Origin of the sequence: Streptomyces sp. BA2, assembly GCF_009769735.1 — a bacterium.
GTDB lineage: Bacteria > Actinomycetota > Actinomycetes > Streptomycetales > Streptomycetaceae > Streptomyces.
Genome location: NZ_WSRO01000002.1, coordinates 6,936,298 through 6,961,608, shown reverse-complemented (window position 1 = coordinate 6,961,608; position 25,311 = coordinate 6,936,298). Strand labels below are relative to the sequence as shown.

Sequence of the window (25,311 nt, the reverse complement as noted above, 5' to 3'; positions counted from 1 at the left end):
ACCCGTTCGGCCCAACAGCGACACGGGGCGGGCCGACCAGTGTGCCAGGGCCGGCGGGTCAGTGTCCCAGGAGTCCCACAAGCCCTTCAGTGAGGCAGGCGGGCCAACAGGCCCAGTCATGACCGCCGTTGTACTCGTTCAGGGTCACCGGGCAGCCGCGCGAGCGCAGGATCTCGTACAGATCGCGATGGTGGCCGAGAATCGCCTCCTCCCGCAGTCCGACATCGAGGCGCACGGTGACGGGCCGGTAGTCGCCGGCTTCAAGGTGCGAGACGGGGACGGACTGGGCCAGGACGTTGCCGAACCGTTCGGGCCGCAGGAGACCCGCGTACAGGGAGGTCAGTCCGGCGAGGCCCTGGCCCGCGACGAGCGTGCGCGCGGGGTCGGTGGTGAGGGGCCAGCGGCCGGCCGCCCACGGCAGCAGTTCGTCGGCGAGGAAGCGCACATGGCTGTCGTGCGCGCCCAGCTCCCGGCTGCGCGTGGCCCTGTCGACGGCGTCCGGGGCGAGGACCGCGAGCGGCGGCACGGCTCCGTCGGCGATGAGGGCGTCCAGCGTGTCCTGGAAGGCCAGCCGCCCGAACCACATGTCGCCGTCGTTCAGCACGAGCACCGGCAGCTCCGCCGCCCGGCCACCGGGCGGGAGGTACGCCCACACGTCCCGCTCGGCACCGAGCACCCCCGCGGGCAGCCGGTGCCGCTCGACCCGCCCCCGGGGCGCTCCCGCGCGCCGCTCACCCCATGGCCGCGCGGGCGCCTGCGGAAGTTCGATGACGGAGGTGTCGTGGTCCGGCCAACGGCCGCGCATCCGGAGGTGGTTGAGCGGGTCGGGCGCGGCGTGCGCGGACAGGGAGAGCAGCCGCCGCTGGAGGAGTTCGGCGGAGTCGGGCGGTTCGCCCGGCGAGATGTCGGCGGCCATGCGGTACGAGCCGCGGTGGTCGGCGCGCAGCCGGTAGGTGAGGTGCCAGATGTCCGTGCCGGGCAGCGGGCTCAGCCGGGATGCGGCGAGGTCGGCGCGGTCCGCGATGCCCTCGGCGAGCAGGAGGACCTGCCGGGTCGCGCGGTGGCCGCGCCATAGGAACGTCACGGCGCGGTGGTCCGGATCGCCGTCGAGCGCCTCGATCTGGGGGGTGCCGCGGCGGGCGGCATCCGCCCAGAACTCCTCCAGGATGACGGCACGTTCGGCTTCGGTGGCGTCGGCGGCGCGGGCGGCTACGCGCTCGACGCGGGGCACGGCGCCCGCGATCCTGCGGGGCGCCGCGTCGGCCGCGAGCACCCCCGTGGTGACACTCATCCGCACACGAAGAGGACCCGCATCGTTCCCCGCCTTCCTGGTCCAGCACACGACAACATCAACTTAGCTAAGCCTAACCTAACTCGATGCGATCGCGGAAAAGTCCAGGCCCCCGATGGGCGAGGCGCAAGAATCTGCCCATGGATTTCGACCAGACAGAGGACTACCTGCGCCGCATCGGCGCCGAGCGTCCCGCCGCTCCCACCACGCGGGCCCTGCACGACCTGCACCTCTCCCACCTGCGCGCCGTCCCCTTCGAGAACCTCTCCATCCACCTCGGCGAGAACATCGAACTCACCGAGGACTCCTTGGTCGCCAAGGTCGTCGGCGCCCGCCGCGGCGGCTTCTGCTACGAACTCAACGGCGCCTTCGCCGCACTGCTCACCGCGCTCGGCTTCGAGGTCACCCTGCTGCAGGCCCGTGTGTACGACGCCGTAGGGCATCCCGGGATCCCGTACGACCACCTGGCCTTGCACGTGCGCACCTCCGACGGCGATGACTGGCTCGCGGACGTCGGCTTCGGCACCCACAGCCACTTTCCGCTGGCCTTCGGCGAACGCGGCGACCAGCCGGACCCCGGCGGCACCTTCCGCATCGGCGAGACCCCCGAGGGCGATCTGGACGTCAGCAGGGACGGCAAGGCGCAGTACGTGGTCGACCGGCGCCCGCGCGCCCTCGGCGACTTCACGTCCGGCGCCTGGTGGCACCGCACCTCGCCCCGGTCCCACTTCACGCGGTCACTGGTCTGCTCGATGGTCACCGGGACCGGGCGGATCACCCTCAGCGGCCGCACCCTCACCACGACGACGGGCGGCGAGCGCCACACCACCGAACTGGCCACGGACGCCGAGGTGCTCGACGCGTACGCCACGCACTTCGGCATCTCCCTGGAGGAGGTGCCGCAGGTGAAGGAGACCGTGTTCTCCGGGGCAGATGCCACCTCTTGACCTTTCCTCCTGGAGGCTCTTGACCTTTCCTCCAAGAGGGGTGGCATCTGCCATGGAGAAAGACCCAGAAGTGTTGTAAATGCCAGGTGAAGCGGCTTATCGTTTCGCGCATGCAGTCCTACACCATCGGACAGGCGGCACGCCTGCTCGGCGTCAGCCCCGACACCGCTCGTCGCTGGGCGGACGCCGGACGGGTCGCCACCCACCGCGACGAAGGCGGCCGTCGGCTCATCGACGGCCGCGATCTCGCCGCGTTCTCCGTCGAGGTCGCACAAGGGCAGGCACAGGGGGGCAACAGCGAGGACGACGTCCCCTACACCTCCGCCCGCAACGCCTTTCCCGGCATCGTCACCGCCGTGAAGCTCGGCGACGTCGCGGCCCAGGTCGAGATCCAGGCAGGTCCGCACCGGCTCGTCTCGCTCCTGACCCGGGAGGCCGTGGAAGAGCTGGGCCTGGAGGTCGGCATGCAGGCAACCGCCCGCGTGAAGTCCACCAGCGTCCACATCGACCGCACCTGACCAAGGAGTTCCACGCTCATGTCCCTCCCTCTCGCCCCGGCCCGACGCCGCACCGCCGCCGCCGTGCTCACCGCCGCCCTACTCGTCCCGCTCGCCGCCTGCGGCAACGACGACAGCAAGGACGACAGCGGCAAGCAGCCCGCGGGCGCCGCCGCCCCGAAGGCCGACCTGACGGTGCTCGCCGCCTCTTCCCTGACCGACGTCTTCGAGACCGCGGGCGCCGCGTACGAGGAGGAGAACCCGGGGACGAAGGTCCACTTCTCCTTCGCCGGTTCTCAGGAGCTGGCCGCCCAGGTCAAGCAGGGCGCCCCGGCCGACGCCCTGGTCACCGCCGACACCAAGACCATGGACGGACTCAGGGCCGACACCGGGAAGCCGTCCGTCATCGCCAAGAACCGCCTGGTCATCGCCGTCGGCGAGGGCAACCCGAAGAAGGTCGCCGAGCTGAAGGACCTCTCCGGCAGCAAGCTGAAGGTCGTCCTCGCCGCTTCCGAGGTACCGGTCGGCCGCTACAGCAAGCAGATCCTGGACGACCAGAAGATCGACGTGAAGCCGGTCTCGCAGGAGCCCAACGTCCGCGCGGTCCTGAGCAAGGTCGAACTGGGCGAGGCGGACGCCGGGCTCGTCTACAAGACCGACGCCGCCACCGCCCCCAGGAAGGTCGACGCGGTCAAGATCCCCGACGGCCAGAACGCGATCGCCGAGTACCCCGCGGCCACCCTGAAGACGTCGAAGAACGCGGAGTCCGCGACCGCGTTCGTGAAGTGGCTGTCCACGCCCGCCGCGCAGAAGCTCCTCAAGGACGCGGGCTTCGAAAAGCCGTAGCCCGCGCGCACCCCCAGGGACCACGATGAAACGCCTGCGCGGCCGCACCGTCGGCCCCCGCACCCCGATCGCCCTCGCGATCCCCGCGCTGCTCGCCATCGCGTTCCTGACGCTGCCGCTGCTCGGGATCCTCGCCCGTACGGAATGGGGCGAGCTCGGGGCCCATCTGACCACCGAAGGAACGACCGAGGCGCTGAAGCTCTCCCTGGTCGTCTCCTTCTGGGCGCTTGGGCTCTCCCTGCTGCTCGGGGTGCCGCTGGCCTGGCTGCTCGCCCGCGTCGACTTTCCCGGCAAGGCGGTCGTACGTTCCCTCGTGCTGCTCCCGATGGTGCTTCCGCCCACCGTGGGCGGCGTCGCCCTGCTGCTCGCCTTCGGGCGGCGCGGGCTGCTCGGCCCGTGGCTGGAGGACACGTTCGGGATCACCCTGCCGTTCCAGACGTCCGGCGCCGTGATCGCCGCGACCTTCGTCGCGATGCCGTTCCTCGTCATCAGCCTCGAAGGCGCGCTCGGCGGTCTCCGCCCCCGTTACGAGGAGACCGCGGCGTCCCTGGGGGCCTCGCCGGTACGGGTGTTCTGTACCGTCACGCTGCCCATGGTCGCCCCCGGGCTCATCGCCGGAGCCGCCCTGACCTGGGCGCGGGCCCTGGGTGAGTTCGGCGCGACCATCACCTTCGCGGGCAACCTCCCAGGCACCACACAGACCCTGCCCCTCCAGGTGTACCTGCTGCTCCAGGACTCCCCCGAGGCCGCGACGTCCGTGTCGCTGCTGCTGCTCGCCATCGCCATGGCGGTGCTCGTCGCGCTGCGCGGCCGCTGGATGAGCGCTCCGGGCGGCGGGCGGGGCCAGGGGCGGCCGGTGCGGCCCGAGCGGCTGCCGGACGAGGTGGTTTCGCCCGCGCTCTCCGAGTCCGCCGCGGGTGGGTACGGCGCCGCCGAGCCCGCGCCGCCCTCGGAGCGCTGGTCCCTGCAAGCCGACGTCACCGGCTTCAACCGCCTCACGCTGGACGCGGAGCCGGGCACTACGATCGCCGTCGTCGGGCCCAACGGGGCGGGCAAGACCACGCTGCTGCGTGCGCTCCTCGGCCTCACCCCGCGCGCCCACGCCGAGCTCCGGCTCGGCGACACGGACGTCACCGGTCTGCCTCCGCACCGCCGCCACGTCGCCTGGGTCCCGCAGGACGGCGCCCTGTTCCCGCACATGAGTGCCCTCGCCAACACGGCGTACGGGCCGCGTGCGCTGGGTGTTCCGCGGGCCGAGGCCCGGCGGCGCGCGCAGGAGTGGCTCGACCGGCTCGGCGTCGGCCACCTCGCGCACCGCAGACCGGCCCAGCTCTCCGGCGGTCAGGCCCAACGGGTCGCGCTTGCACGGGCGTTGGCGGCCCGCCCCCGGCTGCTCCTGCTCGACGAACCGCTCGCCGCGCTCGACCAGACGACCCGGGCGCACGTGCGCCACACCCTGCGTACGCACCTGGACACCTTCGGCGGCGTCTGCCTGATCGTCACGCACGACCCCGTCGAGGCGGTCTCCCTGGCCGACCGGGTTCTCGTACTCGACCAGGGGCTCGCCCTCCAGGACGAGGCGCCGGCCGAGGTGACCCGGCACCCCCGCTCTCCGTGGGTGGCCAGGATGCTGGGCCGCAACGCCTGGCCCGGCACCGCGGGACCCGAGGGACTCGCGCTGCCCGGCGGCGGGACCCTCGTGATCGCGGACCCGCTCCCGCCGGGCACCGAGGCGCTGGCGATCATCGCCCCGGAGGCGGTCTCCGTGCACCGCGACAGGCCCACCGGAAGCCCCCGCAACGTCTGGCCGGGCACCATCCGCGAGATCACCACCAGCGGCAGCCGGCTCCGCCTCCTGATCACCTCGCCGCAGGCCCCCGACCTGGTGGCCGAGATCACCCCGCAGGCTGCCGCCGAACTCGGCCTCGCCGACGGGACGTCGGTGTGGACCAGTGTGAAGGCGACGGAGGCGACGGTCGTGCCCACCTGAGACGTGCGGGCCTGAGACGTGCGCACCGCGCGCGCGACGTCAGCCGAAGAGCTCGTGGTCGTCCAGGACATCGGCGATCAGCCGCTGGTCGACGGCCGCCCGCGCCGGATCGGAGTCGATGTAACCGCTCAGGGTCAGCAGGCACTTCCACAGCAGCCAGCCGCGGGCCCGCGCCCAGGCGCCCTCGTCCTGGCCGACCGCACGCCGGAACACCTCCCGGCTCTCACCCGAGAACATCCCCCACGCGATCACCAGATCGCAGGCCGGGTCCCCGACGCCCGACGTGCCGAAGTCGATGACGGCGGTCAACTTGCCGTCGGCGACAAGGAGGTTGCCCGACGCGATGTCGCCGTGGAACCACACGGGCGCCCCGTGCCACTCCGCGGCGAGGGCGGCATCCCAGACGGCCGCCGCCCTGGCCGTGTCGACACGGCCGTCGAGTGCGGCGAGGCACCGCCGGGTCTCCTCGTCGTAGTACGCCGGGGGCGCCCCTCGGTACCAGCTGTGTCGTCGATGTGTCCGCGAGCGGCCGTCTCACCGTCGAGCCAGCCGCGGACGGACCACGGGAAGGGGTAGCCCTCGCCCGGTGCGCCCACCATGGGAGGGGTCGGAACCATGCGGGGATCTTCGCCTCCTGCGATCGCGCCGTGCAACGAATTATCGAGTTGTCGAGCGATTGGAACGACTTCAGTCAACAGTGATCACCGAGGCCGCGGCGCCCCGCACGGACCCTAGGCTCTGCCCCATGGATGCCAGTTCTGTGACCAGGACGGTCTCCGTCACCCGTATGAATTCCGGGGACCACGCCTGCCTCGGATTCGACGACGACGAAACCCGTTGGGAACTCCGTGCCGCGTACGCCGACATCGGTCTGTCGCGCGGCGAGCAGGTGGTGTTCTTCACCGACCGGGCCACCACCGCGGCCCTCGCGGCCGAGCAGCTGAGCGCCGGCGGCTTCCCGCTGGGGCCCGCACTCATGGACGGACGTCTTGTCGTGGTCAACGAAGTCCCCGGATACGACCCGGCCACCGGCTTCGATCCTGCCGAACGGGCCAGCACCTGGGTGGAGTTGACCGACAAGGCGCGCTACGACGGCTTCTCCGGCATCCGGGTGGTCGGCGACATGGGCTGGGCCGCCGAACCGGGCGTCGACCAGGATCTCCTGGTCGAGTACGAGACCGGGCTCTCGCCGCTCTTCGCCGAGATCGGGTTCACCGCCATCTGCGAGTACGACCGGCGGAAGTTCGGCGACGACCTCATGGGCCGGGTCCACCGCGCCCACCCCAAGCAGGCCCTGCGGCGCATCGGCGCCCTGGACATCACCCGGGCCGGAACCGAACTCCGGGTCGCCGGAGACGTCGACCTCGCCACGCGCGAGGAGTTCGACTCGGCGCTGGCGCAGGCCTTGTCCGGCCCGGACCGTCCCCGCGTGCTCGATCTGTCCGAGCTGTGCTTCATGGACGTACACGCCGCATCGACGCTGGTGCGGCTCGCGTACGGGCTGCCCTGCGACCACCTTCTCGCGGTCCGCTCCCGGCCCGAGCAGGACAAAGTGATACGGCTCTGCGGAGCCGTCGAAGTGCCTCAACTCGTCCTGGGCGAAGGGTGATCCGCGAAGTGATCCTCAACCGCGGCATCGGCAACGACGACAACGGCGGTGACCCGGCCCCGCACCGGGAGCCCATCGACGCCGCCCTCGCCCCCACACCGGGCGGGGCGGCTCTCCTCGAACTCCCCTTCACCATGGCCGACTTGGCGCGGCTGCGCCTCCAGGTCACCCGCCGCGCCGAGGACGCGGGGCTCTGCGACCCCCGGCTCAGTGACTTCGTGCTCGCCGTGCACGAGGTCGCGAGCAACGCCGTCGTGCACGGTGGCGGCAAGGGCCGCATCCATCTCACGCACACGACCGAGGGGTTGCGCTGCGTGATCGCGGACAACGGCACAGGCCGCCCCCCGGCGCATCCGTGCACGTCGGCCGCCCTCCCCGAGACCGACGAGGCCGAGAACGGCCGGGGCCTGTGGCTGGCCCAGGCCCTCACTGACCACTTCGACGTCAGGGCCTGCGAGTCCGGGACGACGGTGACACTGGTGGCACTGCTGTCTTGAGGCAGGCCGTCGTCCTCAACATCGGTTACGCGGTTAGCACCAACTCCGCACTTGTGTGCGGACGGTGAAGGAAAGGTGCAGTAACGTTGTAACTGTGCGATAGGAGCGGCTGGTTGACGGCGGCCGCCGCGCACTGGGTGGCGACGGCCGCCCGGGGCGCGAGGAACGAGGCTCCCCCTCGTCGCTTCCTCGCGCAGTGCCCTTCATGGGTGAGATGCGGGAATTCCCACCACGAAGGGCTCCGGCGGGAGCCGTGTCGTCGGCGACACGGCTCCCGCGACCTGTCGGCGCCGTCCCCAGCCAGGAAGCGCCTGAAAGCTGCCCCCGAGGTGCCGGTGGTTGTGCCCTCGGCAATTCCCCGTCGTCATTACGCTCACACACACCGAATCAATTCTGCCGAATGAAATCACCGACGCGGAAAGAGTGTGACGTGGCGAGTCCGTTTGACGACGAAGAGGGAATCTTTCTTGTCGTGGTGAACGACGAGAACCAGCACTCGCTGTGGCCCGACTGGCGCGAGGTTCCCGCCGGTTGGCGAACCGTCTCAGGACCGGACAGCAGACAGAACTGCCTGGCGTACATCGAGCGGAACTGGACGGATCTGCGTCCCGCCAGCCTTGTGACGGCCGAGCAGCCCGCCGCAGGTGCCCTCTGAAGCGTCAGCGCTCGGACAGTTCCCCTATTTCCCCCAGAAGTTCATGGTGCCCGAATCCGCGGAGCTCTTCGCGCCTCGACTCAACATTCACGCGCACCCTGTCCATGAGGAGTTGACGTCGTGTCTCAGTCAATGAGTCAACCCACGCCGGAGCTGCTATTTCAGCGCGCACGGCTAACAGTGCGAGATCAAAGGGTATTTCTGGGCAAACTGGCCATCGTTCTCGCAATGGGTGCCGCTGGGGTGTTCCTGGTCGTGACCGGAAACACGATATGCGTGATCGCCGGAATTCTGCTCCTCGGGTTCCTGTACACGCACATGGTGGAGCTCCAGCACCAGTGCCTGCACCATTCGGCTTTCCTGAAGGTCGGCCTGCACCGCACGGTCGGGGTCGCCCTCGGACTGCCCATGATGGTTTCGTACAGCCATTACCGCATCCGGCACCTGCAGCATCACCGGTTCCTGGGCACCGACCAGGACAGCGAGTTCTTCGGTTTCGACAAGCGGCAGCCGCTGACTCTGCGGGTGCTGCTCGGCAGCCTCTTCGACTACAAGCGGCTGGCCTCCGTCGCTGTGGCGTCCTGCCGGAGCTGGCGCGGTACTTGGCGGTATGAGAACGGCCAGGTATCCGAACGCATCCGGCGCGACAGCATTGCCGAGTACCGGCTGATGTCCGTGGTCGTCGTGGCCGCGGCCGCGGTCTCGGCGGCAGGCTACGGCACGCTCGTCGTCCAGCTGTGGCTCCTGCCGTGGCTCCTGGTGGCGACCCCGCTGCACTTCCTCGTCGAGCTGCCGGAGCACCTCTACTGCGACGACGACACCACCGACGTGCTGCGCAACACCCGGTCGATCAGCGGCGGTTGGTTCAGCACCTGGTACACGAACGGCAACAACCTGCACGTCGAGCACCATGCCGCGATGACCGTCCCCATCAACCGTCTGCCCGAACGGCACGGAGTGGCAAAGCAGTTCGCCGCCTACACCGACGACAGCTACTGGTCCTTCTACCGGACGGTGCTCCGCGAGGTGGTGGCCAACCGTTCGAAGGGCCGCCGGTCCGCACCCACCCGACCGATCAAGCCGTAACGGCCCGCACCCTGCGCCGTCGCCGTGTTCGACGCGCCCTATGCAAGAGATGAGTTCAAGGTGAACAGCATGAATGACACATGGTCTCTTCCGTTCGCCACCGGAGTGGCCGTACAGCGGTACCTGACCGCCGAGGAGGGGCTTGAGGCGGCGCGGGACGAGCGCTGCAGCCACTGGTACGTCGATGCGAGCCTCATGGAGGACATGCCGCACAACTGGTCGAAGGGGCGCAGCCAGAAGCTGGTCGAGGCCGCGGCGGTGCATGGCATCTCGCCGATTCTGCACGGCAACTTCCGTGCCCCTCTGGCCTCGGAGATTCCGGAGGTCCGAGCGGCTTCGCTCGACTACGTGCGGTCCGAGATCGACCTCGCGGCTCGGATCGAAGCCAGTGCGCTGGTCATTCACGGAGGCGCGTTCGTCGAGCCCCGGCCGACGAAAGCGCACCGCGACGCCGCACTGGAGAGGTTCACGTCCCTCCTCACCGTGATCGAGCGTGAAGCCGCCGACAAGGGTGTCGAGGTGTGGCTGGAGAACCTCTCCTACTACCCCAAGTTCCGTCCGTTCTCGTACGTCTTCACGCGGGAGGCCGACTTCGAGACGGTTCTGGACGCGATCCCCCAGGTGAAGTTCGTGCTGGACGTGGGCCATGCCAACGTGAACCAGTCGCTCGCACTGCCGGCCTTCGAAGCGTTCGCTCCGTCGATCGCCGCCCTCTCCCTGAGCAACAACGAAGGCACCCAGGACGCGCACCTCGCTCTCGGCGACGGCACGCTGTCGGTGCGGGAACTCACCGACGCCATTCGAGCCCAGAACTGGTCCGGAGTCATCGCGTTCGAGACCCGGAACGCCAGTGTCGAGGCGGGCATCGACTACCTGCGGGCGATGTGGGAAGCCGACGCCGACGCCGACGCGGGCCTCGCCGCCGCGGTCGGCGCGTAGCGGTACCGCCGGCCCCCGGGCAGCTCCCCTCACCAGACAAAGGACATGGTCGTGCCCCAGAAAACGCTTCATGGCTGGTTCGCCGCCAGCGTCGAGACGTTCCCCGATGAGCCCGCGTTGGTCGTGGACGGCGCCTGCCTGACCTACGCCGAGCTCGACGCCGCTTCCCGGGAAGCGGCGCGGCACCTGCGGGGCCCAGGGGGTCGCCCGCCCAGGGTGGGTCTGCTGGCTTCGCGAAGTGTGGCCGCGTACGCCGCCTATCTCGGAACGCTGCGGATCGGCGGGACCGTGGTCCCGCTCAACGCCACCAACCCGGTGGAGCGCAACCGGCTCATCGCCGAGACCGCGGGGCTCGACGTGGTGGTGACCGACGGCCTTCAGGACACGCGCTTCGCCGAGGAGAGCGGAGTGCCGGTGGTGCCTCTGGGGCACCAGCAGCTGCGGGTACCGGCGGCATCGGCCGGCACGCCCGCGGAGGACCCGGCGGTCGGCCTGGACGACGTGGCGTACGTGCTCTTCACCTCGGGGTCCACCGGCCGGCCCAAGGGCGTACCGATCCGGCACCACAACGTCGACGCGTTCCTGCGGTACAACATCGCGCGCTACGACGTGGGTCCCGGTTGCCGGCTCTCGCAGACCTTCGACCTGACCTTCGACCCTTCCGTCTTCGACATGTTCGTGGCCTGGGGGGCGGGTGCCACGCTCGTCGTCCCGTCCCTGGAAGAGCTCCTCGAACCGGTGCGGTTCGTCACCGGGCAGCGCATCACCCACTGGTACTCGGTGCCCGCGATCGCGGCGGTGGCGGGTCGGACCGGGAGTCTCGCGGCGGGCAGCATGCCGGGGCTGCGCTGGAGCCTGTTCGCCGGAGAACAGCTCACCCTGACGCAGGCGGCGGACTGGGCGCGAGCCGCTCCAGAGAGCACGGTGGAGAACCTCTACGGGCCAACCGAGCTGACCGTGACGGTGTCGGCGTTCCGGCTGCCGCGTGAGCGCGCCGGCTGGCCCGCCACCAGCAACGGCACGGTGCCGATCGGGCAGATCCACCCCCATCTCGAACACCGGATCTCGTCCGGCGACGAATTGCAGGTGCGTGGCCCGCAGCGGTTCACCGGCTATCTGGACCCGGCTGACGACCGGGGCCGGTTCGTGCACCCCGGCCCGGCGCAGGAACCCCCGAGCGAGGACGCCTGGTACCGCACCGGCGACCGGGTCGGCCTGGAAGACGGCAGCCTCGTCCACCTGGGCCGCCTCGACAACCAGGTCAAGGTGCTCGGCAAGCGGGTGGAGCTGGAGGAGATCGAGTCGGCACTGCTGGCGCACACCGACTTCGCCGAGGTGGTCGTGGTCGCGGTGCCCGGCCCGTCGGGCGACCTGGAGCTGGCGGCCGTCTACGTCGGTCCGCCGACGGACGGCGTCGAACTGCACTCCCGGTTGAGCGGCCGGCTGCCGGCCCACATGATCCCCAAGTACTCCGTGCGCCAAGGGCGGTTGCCGCTCACAGTGACCGGCAAGGTGGACCGGCAGGCGTGCATGGAACTGGCCGTGCGGCACCGTGCCCCCCAGGAGACGGGCGAGGCAGTCGCGCAGAGCACTGCCGAGATCGCTCCGGACGCCGCGCTGCTGGCCATCGTCAGGCAGTGCCTCTCGGTCCCGGACTTCGGGATGGACAGCAACTTCTACGCGTACGGCGGGGACTCGCTCATCGCCGTACGCGTCGTGAACCAGGCCCGGGCGCTGGGCATCGCGATGACTCTGCGGGACCTGCTGATCCACCAGACGGTCCGGGGCGTGATCAGCTCGCCCACCGTGACCGTGACGCCGACCGGCCCCGACGCGGGCGACCCCGCCGAAGCGGTCGGCAGCACGCCGTTCGCCCTGCTCGACGCAGCGGACCGGGCTCTCCTGCCGGAAGACCTTCAGGACGCCCTGCCCGCCTCGGCCCTCCAGGTGGGCATGGTCTACCTCTGCGAGCTCAGCCAGGACGCATTGCTCTACCACGTCATGGACGGCTGGGAGGTCTGCGCACGTTACGACGAAGCCGCCTTCCGGGCCGCGCTCGTGGAGCTCGTGCACCGCCACCCGGCCCTGCGCACCTCCTTCGCGTTCGACGGATTCTCCACTCCGGTACAGCTGGTCCAGGAGCGGGCCGAACTGCCCCTGAGCATCGATCGGTGCGCGAGCGCCGAAGAAGCCGACGCACTCGTCAAGGACTGGTGCGACAACCGGATCGACATGCCGATCGACTGGCGGTCCGCCTCGCTGGCCCGTTGCCACGTGGTGGTGCGGCCGGAGTCGTTCCGTGTCGTGCTGGCGGCGCACCACGCCATTCTCGACGGCTGGAGCTTCAGTCGCCTGGCCGTGGAACTGATGACGCTCTACTCCATCGGGCTCGGCATGCCGGACGCCGAGCCGTCACCGGTGCCGTCGGCGGTGCAGCACGACTTCATCGTGGCGGAGCAGAAGGCACTGCGCTCCGAGACGGCGGAGCGGCACTGGCTGGGGCAGGCCGACGTGGCGCCGCTGCTCTTCGACGGGCCCGTGCCCGGGTCCGGGCACCTGTCCGGCGCGCAGGAGCGCCATGACTTCGACGTCGACACCGCACTCGTGGCAGGGCTGTCCGGCGTGGCCCGGATGCTCGGCGTCTCCGTCAAGTCGCTGGCCGTCGCCGCGCACGCGCAGGCGCTCGGGGCGTGGACCGGACGCGAGCGCGACATCGTCACCGGCGTGGTGTACAACACCCGGCCGGAGAGCGTCGGTTCCGACGTGGCGACCGGGCTCTTCCTCAACACGCTGCCCATGCGCTTCGCCCGTCTGGACACGACCTGGGCGGGGCTGGCCAGGATCGCGGCGGACGCCGAACGGGAAGGCGCGCAGCACCGCGCGTACCCGCAGGCGAAGATCGTGGAGCGCCTTGGAAGGCCCGCGTTCGACGTCACCTTCAACTTCATGAACTTCCACGCCTACCAGGAGCTCGGCCGCCTCGCAGCGGTGCCGACGCGTGACTGGTGGCGACGGGGCAAGCCAAGCTCCTCCTTCCACGTCAACTTGGAGATCCGCGGCGACAGCGGTCAGGTACGCATCGGCTTCGACCCCGAGGCCGTGCCCCGGGGCTCGGTCGAGTCCTATGCCGGAGCCCTGCAAGAGGCGCTGGCAGCCCTGGTGGCCAATCCGTCGAGTCCAGCAACCGTGGCCGTTCCGGCCGGCAGAGGAATCTGATCATGAACACACGAACCCGACCGTTGTTCGCCGTGCTGTACGACGCCGGGGCGGTTCCCGCGGGCGAGATCGGCACCGGTCTCGCCCCGCTGGGCGACATCGTCTTCCTGCTGCCGCAGGGCTCCCCGCACGTGGAGCAGATGCGGCCGGTCATCGAGCAGTTGGGCCGGACCTTCACGCTCACGGGCGACTCGTCGGACGACGTGGAGCTGATCCGCGCGATCGGTCCCGACGCGGTGCTCACCTTCAGCGAGAGGCTGATCCGCCCCGCCGCCGAGCTGGCAGCAGCCATGGGCCTGCCCGGCCAATCGGTCAGCACCGCCCGCATCTTCACCGACAAGGGGCTGCAGCGACGCGTTCTCCGGGAGGCGGGCATCGACCGAACGCGCACCAGCGTCGTCGAGGTCCTCGACGACTGGTCGGCCGCGCTGGCCGAGGTCGGCCTGCCGGCCATCGTCAAGCCCGTCACGGGCTGGAGCAGCCAGGACACCCACGCGATCTCCTCGCAGGAGGAAGCCGCGGAAGTCCTGGAGCGCCTCACGGAGATACACGCGGCGGGGTCCTGGAGGCCCTTCGTGATCGAGGAGTTCCTGCGGGGGCGGCCGAGCGGTCCGTTCGGGGACTACGTGTCGGTCGAGAGCATCTGCACCCCCGCGGGCATCACCCACTTCGTCCTCACCGGCAAGACACCCGTGGTCCCCCCGTTCCGGGGCACCGGCAGGGTCTGGCCCAGCCATCTGCCGCTCGCGGAGGAGCAGGAGATCCTCGATCTGGTCACCCGCTCCCTGGAGGCGGTCGGATCCGACTGCGGCTTCACCCACACCGAGGTGAAACTCACCCCCGACGGGCCGGGCATCATCGAGATCAACGGACGGATCTCCGCCCACATCAACATGATGGCGCGCGAGGCGTGCGGTGTGGATCTCGTCCGCGTCGGCGGGCTCATGGCCCTGGGCGAGCAGCCGTACCTCCCGCCCTTCGACTTCGGCGGCAAGGTCCGCTACCAGTACAACAACATCGCCCCCGTGCGGCCCGGCCGGCTCGAAGCCGTGCACGGAGCCGACACCGTCCGCGAGATGCCGGGGGTCACCACGTACCGGAACTTCGTCCGCCCGGGCGACGAGCTTCCCGGCGGGTCCACGACGCTGACCCTGGACACCATCTCTGGGGTCGCCGAGAGCCACGAGGCGATGGTGCGGACCATCGAGGAGGCCCGCGCGGCCCTCACCTTCGAGTTCCGGTTCCCGGACGGCGTACGACGCATCGGTGGCCTGGAACTACCCGCGTACTGAGCCCGTTTCCGGCACGGCACATGAAGACGGCGGGCAACCCCGCACGTACGAAGGCGAGGCGGGAGACCGCCTCGCCTTCGTACGTGCGGGGTTCTCGCATGTGCCTCATACGGTCTCGGGGACCGCCCGGCTCTCGGGAAGGTCACGCATCCTGCGCAGCGGCGAGAAGACGACCCACAGGGAGGCACTCCACGTACCCAGGACGCAGATCCACAGCGCGGTCCGCAGGCCGAGCGCGCTGGCGAGGGCTCCGCCGGTCAGGGAGCCCAGCGGGATGGCTCCGTAGCAGATCCACAGGAAGGTGGCGTTGACCCTGCCGAGCATGTGGGACGGGGTGACGCGTTGCCGGTACGAGGTGGCGGCGACGTTGTACAGCACCACGTTGGCGGAGAACGCGGCGAGGCCGACGCCGTACAGCAGGACGCCCCAGCCGGGCTGGGCCAGCGGCATGCACAGATACAGCGGGCCAGGCGCGGCCATGGCCACCCAGATGACGCGGGCGGTGCCCACCCGCTCCGAGATGCGCTTGGTCAGGGCGCCGACCAGCAGGCCACCGATGGCGCTGATACTGAAAACGAGCCCGATGAGCGACGAGGGCGCGTCCAACTCGCGTACCAGGAAGGTGACTTCGATGGATCCGGAGGCCATGACGAAGAAGTTGGAGGTCGTGCTGCACAACAGCACGCTGCGCAGGATCGGTTGCCGGCGGACGAAGACGATCCCCTCCGTCAGCTGGGTGCGCAGCGGCCTCCGCTCCTCGGCGGTCTCGGCGGCCTCGGTCTTCCGGTCGTCGGGCTCGTCCCGGATCAGCCACAGCGTGACGGCGCTGATCAGGTAGGCGAGGGCGTTGCTGAAGAAGGTCTTGGCGGCGCCGAGGACCCCGATGAGCACACCGCCGATCGAGGGGCCCACCAACTCCCCGAGGTCCTGACTCAGGGTGAGTTTGGCGTTGCCGTCGACGAGCTGGTGTTCCTCCAGGAGGCGCGGCAGCTTCGACCGGTAGGCCACGTTGAACAGGACGGTCAGTACGCCGGAGATCCCTACGACGGCGTACAGGAACCCCAGACTCAGCGCCCCGGCGATCGCGACGAGAGGCAGCGAAAGCATCAGGGCCATCCGGCCCAGGTCGCAGGCGATCATCAGCTTGCGCTGGTCGACCCGGTCGGCGATCAGCCCGGCCGGCAGCGAGATGAACAGATACGGCAGCCAGGCCACGGTGGTCAGGAGCGAGATCTGGAAGACGCTCGCGTCGAGTGTCTGGGCGGCGAGCAGTGGGACCGCGACGCTCGATATGCGTGAGCCCAGCTCGGCGACAGTCTGCCCGCCCCACAGCAACAGGAAGTTCCTGCTGTGCCACACCGTGGGGCGATCGGCCCGCTCGGGCCGATCGTCAGTCACCGCTTCTTGTCCCACTGTTCCACCCATCTGTTCGTACGAGTTGTGATGTTCACGCTGTGCGGCAGTCGTCGTACCGGGTCAGCCCGGTCAGCCCGGTCAGCCCGCCATCATCTTCTGGATTTCCTTCATGAGTGCGGTCAGCGCCACCCGCTCCGCGCGCGTGGTCTCGGGGTGCCACAGGTCCGCGAGCAGACAGGTACGGGTCCGCTCGTCGTTGCCGTTCCACGCCTCGTGCTCGAAGGAGTAGTCGAAAAGGAGGCACTTGCCCTCGTCCCAGGTACGCGCCTCGTCGGCCACGCGGAGGCCCGCACCCTCGGGGATGTCGATGGCCAGGTGCAGATTGATGCTGAAGTTCCACAGGTCGCAGTGCGGCTTGATGGAGGCGCCCGGCAGCAACGTCGAGAAGTGCGACTCGAGCAGGGGGCAGATCACGTCCGTGTCGACGGCGTGTTCCTTCAGCACTCGGTAGGCGGTGGGCGCGACGCGCTGTGACTCCTCGGCCAGGGCGCCGTCACGGTAGAGGTAGAGGGCCTGCCAGTTCCGCTGGCTCACGAGGTAGTGCTCGTAGTCCGAGAAGCTGTCCCGCTGCTCCACCCAGGCGCGCTCCTGATCAGCCTTGATCTGCGCGTGATGGGACTCCAGCTCGGTGACGAGCGGCAGGAGTTCGGGATAGGCGTACGGGTCGTGCCACGGCGTCTGGGATATTCCTGGCAGCACCCATTTGGCGTCCTGCTGGAGGGGGTGGCGCGTCTCGCTGCGTCGCCGCGGTTCGAGCATTTCCTCGACGCGGTCGAGCGCGTCGCTGCCGTGTTCCGCCTTGATGGCGGCGAAGAGGTCGTCGATCTCGGGTGTCACCGTTGTCCCCTGGGTTCGGTGTGGGTGTGGAGGTGGCGTACGAGGGTGTCGGGGGCCCCGACGACGGTGTCCAGGAGCCGGATCAGACCGTCTCTCAGCCTCTCGGCCGTCCGCTGGTCGAACAGGTCGGTGCTGTAGGTGAGGTGGGCCGTGAGGCTTCCGCCGCCGGCACCTCCCCCGGCCTGCCCCGGCACCTCGACGAAGTCCCAGGCGAGGTCGTAGCGCAGGGCGGTCGTCGCGATGGATTCGTGAGCGCAGCTCAGCCCGGTGAGCCGGATCGGCAGCTGCGTCTCGTCTCCGTTGTGGAGCTTGACCACCGTCTGGAACAGGGGGTGGCGGGCACGGGTGCGGTCCGGGGCGAGGTGCTCGGCCAGCCGCTCGAAAGGCAGGTCCTGATGGTCGTACGCGGACAGGCACACGTCCCGGACACGCTCGACGAGGTCACGGAACGTCGGGTCACCGGAGACGTCGACGCGCAGGACGAGGGTGTTGACGAAGAATCCGACCAGTTCGTCGAGTGCCTCGTCGGTGCGGCCCGACATGTCGGTGCCGAGCGGGATGTCACTGCCCGCGCCCTGTCCGTTCAGCAGCGCGGCCACCGCGGCCTGGAGCACCATCGACAGGGTCGCCCGGCAGCGCCGTGCCAGGTCCAGGAGTGCGGCGTGGCAGTCCGGGGCGATGCCGAAGGTGATCCCGCGGGCCGCGTACGTGGCGACGGCGGGCCGGGGGCGGTCGTACGCCAGCGTGAGCTCGTCGGGCAGTCCCTTCAACCGCTCGCGCCAGTACGTGAGTTGACGGCCGGCTACGCTCTTCGGATCGTTCTCGTCGCCCAGCAGCTCGCGCTGCCACAGCGTGTAGTCCGCGTACTGCACCGGCAGCGGCTCCCACTCGGGGACACCACCCGCCACCCGCGCGTTGTACGCCACTTCCAGATCCCGCAGCAGCGGCCCCATCGACCACCCGTCGTGCACTGCGTGGTGCATGACCAGGACGAGGACGTGCTCATCGGCCGCGAGCCGGATCATCCAGGCACGCAGCAGCATCTCGCCGTCGAGGTCGAAGGGCCGGCCGAGCGCCTCCGCGAGGGCTGGGTCGAGGGCTGCGCCGTCCTTCAGCAGGTCCTCGAAGCGGCTCGTGCCGCACGGCAGTGGTCTGAGCACGGGGCCGGTCGTGCCCTCGGGCAGAATCTCCTGCCGCGGGCCTTCGACCGTGTCCCGCAGGACCGTCCGCAGGACCTCGTGCCGGCCGAGGACGTCGGTGAGCGCACGCTCCAGGGCCGTGGCGTCCAGCGCCCCGGTCAGGCGCAGGAGGACGTCGACGTTGTACGCGGCATGCGGGCCCTCCTGCTGGTGGAAGGCCCACAGGCGTCGCTGGGAGTGGGACAGCGGAAGCATGTCCTCACCCCTGCCTGTCGCGGCGTACGAGGCGCGGACGGGCGGCCGTGACGGGCTCCTGACGCTCGACAGCCTCGACGAGGGCGGCCACCGTGGGGGTGTCGAAGAGCTGGCGGAGGCTGAGATCGGCGCCGAGGGTGGTGCGGATGCGGTTGACCAGACGCGTCGCCAGCAGCGAATGACCCCCCAGCTCGAAGAAGTTGTCGTCCAACGACACCGACTCCACCCGCAAGACCTCCGCGAACAGCGCCGCAACCCCCCGCTCCCGCTCCGAACGCGGCTCACGCCCCGCCGACAACGCCCCATAATCCGGAACCGGCAACGCCCGACGATCCAACTTCCCATTCCGCGTCAACGGCAACGCACCCAACACCACCACCGCCGACGGCACCATGTAATCCGGCAACACCCGACCCATCTCACCCCGCAACACACCCACATCCACCGACACACCCACCGCCGGCACCACATACGCCACCAACCGCTTGTCCCCCACCACATCCTCACGCACCACCACCGCGGCGCCGCGGACCAGACCGGTCGCCTGGAACGCGTGCTCGATCTCGCCGAGTTCGATGCGCTGGCCGCGGATCTTGACCTGGTGGTCGCGGCGCCCGAGGAACTCCAACTGGCCGTCCTCACGGCGGCGGACGAGGTCACCGGTGCGATACATCCGGCGTCCTGGCTCGGGGCAGAACGGGTCGGCGACGAAGGTGCTCGCCGTGCGCGGGGGATCGCCGAAGTAGCCGCGGCCCACCACGATGCCGCCGATGTACAGCTCGCCCACGACGCCGGGCGGTGTCAGGCCGAGCGCGTCGTCAAGGACGTACAGGCGGCTGCCCCGCACGGCACGCCCGATGGGCGTGCGGTAGTCGGCGGGCAGGCCGGCCGGGTCGATCACGGCGTGCGTGACGTCGTCCGAACACTCGGTGGGGCCATAGCAGTTGACGAGTGGGATGTGTGGATAGCGGGCGCCCCAGCGGTGGCACAGTGCCGCCGGGAGTGCCTCGCCGGTCACGGCGAGACGGTCGAGGCGCAGCGCGGGCGGCCGCGCGCCGTCGTCCCACTCGTCGACCGCGGCCTGCAGCAGACTGGGCACGACCTGGAGGACGTCGATGCCCTCGTCCGCGGCGAGCGCGAACAGGCCGCTCGGGTCGCGCACGATCTCGTCGGGCAAGGCCCGCACCGTGCCGCCGAAGACAAGGGGCACGAACATCTGCCAGACGGAGATGTCGAAGGTGAGGGGCGCGGTGGAGGCCACGGTGCGGGGCCCGTCGATACCGACGGCCTCGGCCTCGCACAGGAGGTTGTTCATCATGCCGCGCCGGTGGACCATCGCCCCCTTGGGGCGTCCTGTGGAGCCCGAGGTGAAGATGACGTAGGCGAGGTCGTCGGGCCCGCCCTTGACCGGTACGAGACTGTCGAGCGGGTCGGCAGGGGCGTCCACCGGCAGGACGCGCAGGGCCTGGCCGGTGCCGGTGCCTTCGGCTGCCAGGTGCCGCGCCGCTGCCAGGTGCGTCGTGTCCGCCAGGAGCAGTGAACAGCCGGCGTCGCGCAGCAGGCCGAGGGTACGGGCAGGTGGCGCCTTGGGGTCGAGGGGAAGGTACACGCCGCCCGCGGTGGTGATCCCGAGGATCGCGGTGACGGCCTGTGCCCCGCGGTGGGCGAGGACAGCGACAACGGTCCCGACCTGTACGCCCGTCGAGGTCAGTGTCCGCGCGAGGCCGCTGGAACGTCCGACGAGTTGGCCGTAGCCCACCGGGCCGTGGTCGTCGATCACGGCCGTGGCGTCGGGGCGTTCGGCCGCGTGCCGCCGTACGCGCTCCACGACGCCGGTCTCGATGCCCTCGTGGGCGGGCCGTGCCTCGTCGAGCAGTTCCCGTTCCTCGGCCGCGGCGAGCAGGCCGATGCCGCGTACGGATGTCGCGGGTCGTGCGGCGACCGCGGCGAGCAGCCGCAGTGTCCACTCTCCGAGCCGATCGGCCATCGACCGCTCGAAGAGATCGGTGGCGTAGGTGAGACGGCCGGTCAGGCCGGGCGTGCCGCCCGCGCCGGGGGCGGTCTCGACGAAGTCCCACGAGAGGTCGAACTTGGCGGTCGGGGTGCTGACCACCTCCAGGGAGGTGTCGAGCCCGGTGAGCCGGAGCTGTGGCGTGCCGGCCTCGTGCAGTTCGACGTTGACCTGGAAGAGGGGGTGGCGCGAACGGGTGCGGGTCGGGTTCAGGTCCTCGACCACTCGCTCGAAGGGCAGGTCCTGGTGGGCGTAGGCGGCGAAGGAGAAGTCCCGTACCCGCTCGACGAGTTCGAGGAACGTGGGGTCGCCGGTCAGGTCGGTCCGCAGGACGAGGGTGTTGACGAAGAATCCGACCAGGTCGTCAAGCTCCTCGTCGGTGCGGCCGGCGACGGAGGTGCCGAGCGGGATGTCGGTACCCGCCCCAAGGCGGGACAGCAGGGCCGCGACGGCGGCCTGCACCACCATGAACAACGTCGCCTGCGACTGCCGGGCGATCTCGACGAGCCCCGCGTGCACCTCGGGAGGGACGGGGAACTCGACGACGCCGCCGCGGTTGCTGGCCACGGGAGGCCTGGCGTGGTCGTAGGGCAGGGCCAGTTCCTCCGGGAGCCCCTCCAGTGCCTCACGCCAATAGGCGAGCTGCCGGCTGACCACGCTCTGCGCATCACCCTCGTCACCCAGCAACTCACGCTGCCACAGCGCGTAGTCCGCGTACTGCACCGGCAACGGCTCCCACTCGGGAACACCACCCGCCACCCGCGCGTTGTACGCCACCTCCAGATCCCGCAACAACGGCCCCAACGACCAGCCATCACACACCGCGTGATGCATCACCAGCACCAGCACATGCTCCACCGCCGACACCCGCACCAACGAAGCCCGCACCAACACATCCACATCAAGATCGAACGGCAGCTCCGCCAACTCACGCACCACCGCCCCGACATCACCCGAAACGGCATCCACCACCTTCACCACCACACCCGCCTCAGCCAACGGCAACACCACTTGCCCAGGCTCACCCCCCACCTCACGGAACACCGTCCGCAACACCTGATGCCGCTCCACCACATCCACCCACGCCGACTCCACCACCGACGCCTCCAACACCCCACCCACACGCACCACCAACGGCACGTTGTAGGCGGGTCCCGGCTCGTCGAAGCGGTTGAGGAACCACATTCGCTGCTGGGCGTAGGACAACGGGAACATGCTCATCGGACTCATCCCTCCGTCCTGCGGACGAGGCGGGGACGGGCGGCGGCGGACCGCGGCTTGTCCTCCAGGCTCGCCACGACACCGGCCACGGTCGGGTCGGCGAAGAGCCGCATCAGGTTGACCTCGGCGTCGAGGGTGGTGCGGATGCGGTTGACCAGACGCGTCGCCAGCAGCGAATGACCCCCCAGCTCGAAGAAGTTGTCGTCCAACGACACCGACTCCACCCGCAAGACCTCCGCGAACAGCGCCGCAACCCCCCGCTCCCGCTCCGAACGCGGCTCACGCCCCGCCGACAACGCCCCATAATCCGGAACCGGCAACGCCCGACGATCCAACTTCCCATTCCGCGTCAACGGCAACGCACCCAACACCACCACCGCCGACGGCACCATGTAATCCGGCAACACCCGACCCACCTCACCCCGCAACACACCCACATCCACCGACACACCCACCGCCGGCACCACATACGCCACCAACCGCTTGTCCCCCACCACATCCTCACGCACCACCACCGCGGCATCGGCGACGGTCGGCTGGTCGGCGATCACCTTGTGGATCTCGCCGGGCTCGATGCGCAGGCCGCGCAGCTTCACCTGGTCGTCGGAGCGGCCGGCGTAGAGCAGGTAGCCGTCCGTGGTCCAGCGGCCCAGGTCTCCGCTGCGGTACATGCGGGTGCCGGGGGCGCCGAACGGGTCGGCGACGAAGCGTTCGGCGGTGAGGGCCGAGCGGCCGAGATAGCCGCGGCCGAGGTTGGCACCCGCCAGGTGGATCTCGCCGAGGACGCCCGGCGGGACGGGGTTGAGGTGCTCGTCGAGCACGTACACGCGGGTGTTGTGCACGGGTCGGCCGATGGTCGCCCGGGGGCTCTCGGTCAATGCGCAGCCCGATGCCTCGACGCAGAACTCGCTGGGCCCGTAGTAGTTGAAGACGCGGGTGTTTTCGGCGGCGCGCAGTTCGCTCCACAGCGCCTCGGGGACCGCCTCGCCGCCGAGCATCAGGGTGTGCGGCGCGGTGCCGGGGGCGAGCAGGCCCTCCGTGAGCAGCTGCTGGGCGACGCTCGGGGTGACGTCGAGCTGGTCGATGCCGTGCTCGGCGATGTACCGCACCATGTGGGCGGGGTCGCGGCGCGTCTCCTCGTCGAGGAGGTGCAGCTCGTGCCCGGCGATCATGGCCAGGACGCCCTCCCACGAGGTGTCGAAGGCGAGCGAGGCCGACAGGACCACGCGTCGCCGCTCCTCGGGGCGTCGCGGCGGCGGGAACGTGACCCCGCTGTGGAAGGTCAGCAGGTTCGTGAGGGCTCTGTGCAGCACGGTCACGCCCTTGGGCGTGCCGGTCGAGCCGGAGGTGTAGATGATGTAGGCGGCGTGGTCCGGGCGCAAGGGTGAGCTGCGGTCCGCGTCGGTCGGGTCGTGGTCCGGGGCGTCCGCGACGGTGTGCTCGGTGATGAGCGGCGGCAGGGCGGATGCGTGGCCGACGCGCTCGACGAGGGCGTCGGTGGTGACCAGTACGGCGGGTTCCGCGTCCTTCAGGACGGTCCGGATGCGCTCGGCCGGGAGTTGTGGGTCGATCGGGGTGTAGACGCCGCCCGCCTTGCAGGTGGCGAGCCAGGCGACGACGGCTTCGACGGTGCGCGGCAGGGCGACCGCCACCAGGGCGTCGGGGCCGGCCCCGATGCCGATGAGGTGGTGCGCGAGGCGGTTGACCCAGGTGTTCAACTGGGCGTAGGTGAGGCGTGTTTCACCACTGACCAGCGCGATCGCGTGCGGGGTCTGCCGGGCGCGCTGTTCGAAGACGGTGGTGACCGGCGCGTCGGGCAGTTCGTGCTCGGTGTCGGTCCACCGTGCGAGGAGTTCCCGCTCGCCGGGCGTGCGGACGTCGATGGCTGTCACGTCGCGGTCGGGGTCGGCGACCAGGTCACCGAGGAATCGGACGAGTCGGTCCGCGAAGGCGGCGGCCGTGGTCTCGTCGAAGAGATCGGTCGCGTACTCCAGCGTGCCGGTGATCCCCTGCCGGGTTCCTTCGGGGGTGGTCCGCTCGTGGAGGACGACCGACAGATCGAACTTGGCGACCGCCATCTTGCGCTGTTCGACCTCGGTGGTGAGTCCGTCGAGGCCGAGGGTGAGCCCGCCGCCGAATAGCTCCACGGCGACCTGGAAGAGGGGGTGACGGCCGCGGACGCGGACCGGGTTGATCTCCTCGACCACGCGCTCGAAGGGAACGTCCTGGTGGGCGTAGGCGGACAGATCGGAGTTCCGTACGCGGTGGACGAGATCGCGGAAGGTGGGGCGGCCGGAGACGTCGGTGCGCAGGACGAGGGTGTTGATGAAGCAGCCGACGAGGTCGTTGAGCTCTTTGTCGGTGCGGCCGGCGATGGGGGTGCCGAGCGGGATGTCGGTACCCGCCCCGAGGCGGGACAGCAGGGCCGCGACGGCGGCCTGCACCACCATGAACAACGTCGCCTGCGACTGCCGGGCGATCTCGACGAGCCCCGCGTGCACCTCGGGAGTGATGTCGAAGGTGCTCCGGGCGCCGTGGTAAGTGGTGGCCGCGGAGCGGGGTCGGTCGTAGGGCAGGGCCAGTTCTTCCGGAAGCCCCTCCAGCGCCTGACGCCAATAGGCGAGCTGCCGACTGACCACGCTCTGCGTATCACCCTCGTCACCCAGCAACTCACGCTGCCACAGCGCATAGTCCGCGTACTGCACCGGCAACGGCTCCCACCCGGGAACACCACCCACTACCCGCGCGTTGTACGCCACCTCCAGATCCCGCAACAACGGCCCCAACGACCAGCCATCACACACCGCGTGATGCATCACCAGCACCAGCACATGCTCCACCGCCGACACCCGCACCAACGAAGCCCGCACCAACACATCCACATCAAGATCGAACGGCAACTCCGCCAACTCACGCACCACCGCCCCGACATCACCCGAAACGGCATCCACCACCTTCACCACCACACCCGCCTCACCCACCGGCAACACCACCTGCCCAGGCTCACCCCCCACCTCACGGAACACCGTCCGCAACACCTGATGCCGCTCCACCACATCCACCCACGCCGACTCCACCACCGACGCCTCCAACACCCCACCCACACGCACCACCAACGGCACGTTGTAGGTCGGGGACGGTCCTTCGAGACGGTCGAAGAACCACATCCGCTGCTGTACGTGGGACAACGGGAACATGCTCACCCTCCAGGGAAGTTTCAAAGCGACAGCGCGACGTCCGGGAGGGCCGTCAGGACCGGCGCACCAGCTTGGGCCGGGCGGCGGCCGGTTGTGCGGCGCCGTCCAGAGCCGCGGCGAGACCGGCCGGCGTGGGGGTCTCGAAGATCTGCCGCAGTGCGAACTCCACCCCGAGGACGGCGCGCAGTTCGCCCCAGAGCCGCATCGCGCGCAGCGAATTCCCGCCGTGCTCGAAGAAGTTGTCCTCGGCGGCCACGGAGTCGAGCTCCAGCACTTGAGCCATCACGGCGGCGACCTTGGCCTCGGTCTCGGACCGGGACGGGCGAGGGTCTGCGGCATTCATGGTTGCGGTTCCCGTTCGATGTGGGTG

At 70.0% G+C, this 25,311-nt stretch carries 18 protein-coding genes and 1 pseudogene; 11 read left to right on the top strand and 8 right to left on the bottom strand.

Annotation, left to right across the window (positions count from 1 at the left end; translation table 11 throughout):
• Nucleotides 1-58 precede the first annotated feature (58 nt).
• The gene (fes, locus tag E5671_RS34120) at nucleotides 59-1,291 is read right to left on the bottom strand and encodes an enterochelin esterase (RefSeq protein ID WP_160507706.1); all 1,233 of its coding nucleotides are present in this window, start codon (nucleotides 1,289-1,291) and stop codon (nucleotides 59-61) included.
• Between the two features lie 140 nt (nucleotides 1,292-1,431).
• On the opposite strand from fes, the gene E5671_RS34115 reads away from it, so the two are divergent.
• From E5671_RS34115 to E5671_RS34100, 4 genes are all read left to right on the top strand, one after another.
• The gene (locus E5671_RS34115) at nucleotides 1,432-2,238 is read left to right on the top strand and encodes an arylamine N-acetyltransferase family protein (RefSeq protein WP_160507705.1); all 807 of its coding nucleotides are present in this window, start codon (nucleotides 1,432-1,434) and stop codon (nucleotides 2,236-2,238) included.
• A gap of 110 nt (nucleotides 2,239-2,348) precedes the next feature.
• Complete coding sequence (locus E5671_RS34110; protein WP_160507704.1) at nucleotides 2,349-2,756, top strand: TOBE domain-containing protein; 408 nt, start codon at nucleotides 2,349-2,351, stop codon at nucleotides 2,754-2,756.
• Nucleotides 2,757-2,774: 18 nt separating this feature from the next.
• The gene (modA, locus tag E5671_RS34105) at nucleotides 2,775-3,581 is read left to right on the top strand and encodes a molybdate ABC transporter substrate-binding protein (RefSeq protein WP_160507703.1); all 807 of its coding nucleotides are present in this window, start codon (nucleotides 2,775-2,777) and stop codon (nucleotides 3,579-3,581) included.
• 25 nt (nucleotides 3,582-3,606) lie between these two features.
• On the top strand, nucleotides 3,607-5,571 hold the full coding sequence (locus E5671_RS34100; protein WP_160507702.1) for an ABC transporter permease: 1,965 nt from the start codon (nucleotides 3,607-3,609) through the stop codon (nucleotides 5,569-5,571).
• Between the two features lie 39 nt (nucleotides 5,572-5,610).
• Here the strand turns inward: E5671_RS34100 and E5671_RS46555 are convergent.
• Nucleotides 5,611-5,994, bottom strand: a pseudogene (locus tag E5671_RS46555) (phosphotransferase); the annotation flags it as partial.
• Nucleotides 5,995-6,316: 322 nt separating this feature from the next.
• Between E5671_RS46555 and E5671_RS34090 the strand changes: the two are divergent.
• From E5671_RS34090 to E5671_RS34060, 7 genes are all read left to right on the top strand, one after another.
• The gene (locus E5671_RS34090) at nucleotides 6,317-7,180 is read left to right on the top strand and encodes an MEDS domain-containing protein (protein WP_160507701.1); all 864 of its coding nucleotides are present in this window, start codon (nucleotides 6,317-6,319) and stop codon (nucleotides 7,178-7,180) included.
• 8 nt (nucleotides 7,181-7,188) lie between these two features.
• Nucleotides 7,189-7,677, top strand: coding sequence for an ATP-binding protein (locus tag E5671_RS34085; RefSeq protein WP_160507700.1), 489 nt, complete (start codon nucleotides 7,189-7,191; stop codon nucleotides 7,675-7,677).
• Between the two features lie 430 nt (nucleotides 7,678-8,107).
• Complete coding sequence (locus E5671_RS34080; protein ID WP_336605920.1) at nucleotides 8,108-8,332, top strand: MbtH family protein; 225 nt, start codon at nucleotides 8,108-8,110, stop codon at nucleotides 8,330-8,332.
• 255 nt (nucleotides 8,333-8,587) lie between these two features.
• Complete coding sequence (locus E5671_RS34075) at nucleotides 8,588-9,418, top strand: fatty acid desaturase (protein WP_336605919.1); 831 nt, start codon at nucleotides 8,588-8,590, stop codon at nucleotides 9,416-9,418.
• 69 nt (nucleotides 9,419-9,487) lie between these two features.
• Nucleotides 9,488-10,357, top strand: coding sequence for a sugar phosphate isomerase/epimerase family protein (locus E5671_RS34070; RefSeq protein WP_160507698.1), 870 nt, complete (start codon nucleotides 9,488-9,490; stop codon nucleotides 10,355-10,357).
• 51 nt (nucleotides 10,358-10,408) lie between these two features.
• A complete protein-coding gene (locus tag E5671_RS34065) occupies nucleotides 10,409-13,573 on the top strand; it encodes an AMP-binding protein (RefSeq protein WP_336605918.1) in 3,165 nt (1,054 codons plus the stop codon).
• A gap of 2 nt (nucleotides 13,574-13,575) precedes the next feature.
• Nucleotides 13,576-14,865 (top strand): ATP-grasp domain-containing protein, encoded by a 1,290-nt coding sequence (locus E5671_RS34060; protein ID WP_160507696.1) that lies wholly within the window; start codon nucleotides 13,576-13,578, stop codon nucleotides 14,863-14,865.
• Between the two features lie 105 nt (nucleotides 14,866-14,970).
• Here the strand turns inward: E5671_RS34060 and E5671_RS34055 are convergent, their stop codons facing one another.
• The 6 genes from E5671_RS34055 to E5671_RS34030 all read right to left on the bottom strand — a co-directional run bounded on the left by E5671_RS34055 (nucleotide 14,971) and on the right by E5671_RS34030 (nucleotide 25,284).
• Nucleotides 14,971-16,263 (bottom strand): MFS transporter, encoded by a 1,293-nt coding sequence (locus tag E5671_RS34055; RefSeq protein ID WP_160507695.1) that lies wholly within the window; start codon nucleotides 16,261-16,263, stop codon nucleotides 14,971-14,973.
• A gap of 96 nt (nucleotides 16,264-16,359) precedes the next feature.
• Entirely contained in the window at nucleotides 16,360-17,118 is a 759-nt protein-coding gene (locus tag E5671_RS34050) for an aspartyl/asparaginyl beta-hydroxylase domain-containing protein (protein WP_160507694.1), read from the bottom strand.
• A complete protein-coding gene (locus E5671_RS34045) occupies nucleotides 17,115-18,512 on the bottom strand; it encodes a condensation domain-containing protein (protein WP_160507693.1) in 1,398 nt (465 codons plus the stop codon). The genes E5671_RS34050 and E5671_RS34045 overlap by 4 nt, the downstream gene beginning before the upstream one ends.
• A 4-nt stretch (nucleotides 18,513-18,516) precedes the next feature.
• Nucleotides 18,517-21,744: a non-ribosomal peptide synthetase gene (locus E5671_RS34040; protein WP_160507692.1), complete on the bottom strand. Its 3,228-nt coding sequence runs from the start codon at nucleotides 21,742-21,744 to the stop codon at nucleotides 18,517-18,519.
• A 5-nt stretch (nucleotides 21,745-21,749) separates the two neighbouring features.
• Nucleotides 21,750-24,941, bottom strand: a complete 3,192-nt coding sequence (locus tag E5671_RS34035) for a non-ribosomal peptide synthetase (protein WP_160507691.1) — start codon at nucleotides 24,939-24,941, stop codon at nucleotides 21,750-21,752.
• Between the two features lie 52 nt (nucleotides 24,942-24,993).
• Complete coding sequence (locus E5671_RS34030; protein ID WP_160507690.1) at nucleotides 24,994-25,284, bottom strand: phosphopantetheine-binding protein; 291 nt, start codon at nucleotides 25,282-25,284, stop codon at nucleotides 24,994-24,996.
• Nucleotides 25,285-25,311 lie beyond the last annotated feature (27 nt).

Bases quoted from the DNA above. Each gene is read 5' to 3' on its own strand.
- E5671_RS34090 (WP_160507701.1), top strand. From the start codon at position 6,317: ATGGATGCCAGTTCTGTGACCAGGACGGTCTCCGTCACCCGTATGAAT.
- E5671_RS34070 (WP_160507698.1), top strand. From the start codon at position 9,488: ATGAATGACACATGGTCTCTTCCGTTCGCCACCGGAGTGGCCGTACAG.
- fes (WP_160507706.1), bottom strand. From the start codon at position 1,291: ATGAGTGTCACCACGGGGGTGCTCGCGGCCGACGCGGCGCCCCGCAGG.
- modA (WP_160507703.1), top strand. From the start codon at position 2,775: ATGTCCCTCCCTCTCGCCCCGGCCCGACGCCGCACCGCCGCCGCCGTG.
- E5671_RS34115 (WP_160507705.1), top strand. From the start codon at position 1,432: ATGGATTTCGACCAGACAGAGGACTACCTGCGCCGCATCGGCGCCGAG.
- E5671_RS34100 (WP_160507702.1), top strand. From the start codon at position 3,607: ATGAAACGCCTGCGCGGCCGCACCGTCGGCCCCCGCACCCCGATCGCC.
- E5671_RS34035 (WP_160507691.1), bottom strand. From the start codon at position 24,941: ATGTTCCCGTTGTCCCACGTACAGCAGCGGATGTGGTTCTTCGACCGT.
- E5671_RS34045 (WP_160507693.1), bottom strand. From the start codon at position 18,512: ATGCTTCCGCTGTCCCACTCCCAGCGACGCCTGTGGGCCTTCCACCAG.
- E5671_RS34060 (WP_160507696.1), top strand. From the start codon at position 13,576: ATGAACACACGAACCCGACCGTTGTTCGCCGTGCTGTACGACGCCGGG.
- E5671_RS34110 (WP_160507704.1), top strand. From the start codon at position 2,349: ATGCAGTCCTACACCATCGGACAGGCGGCACGCCTGCTCGGCGTCAGC.
- E5671_RS34040 (WP_160507692.1), bottom strand. From the start codon at position 21,744: ATGAGCATGTTCCCGTTGTCCTACGCCCAGCAGCGAATGTGGTTCCTC.
- E5671_RS34030 (WP_160507690.1), bottom strand. From the start codon at position 25,284: ATGAATGCCGCAGACCCTCGCCCGTCCCGGTCCGAGACCGAGGCCAAG.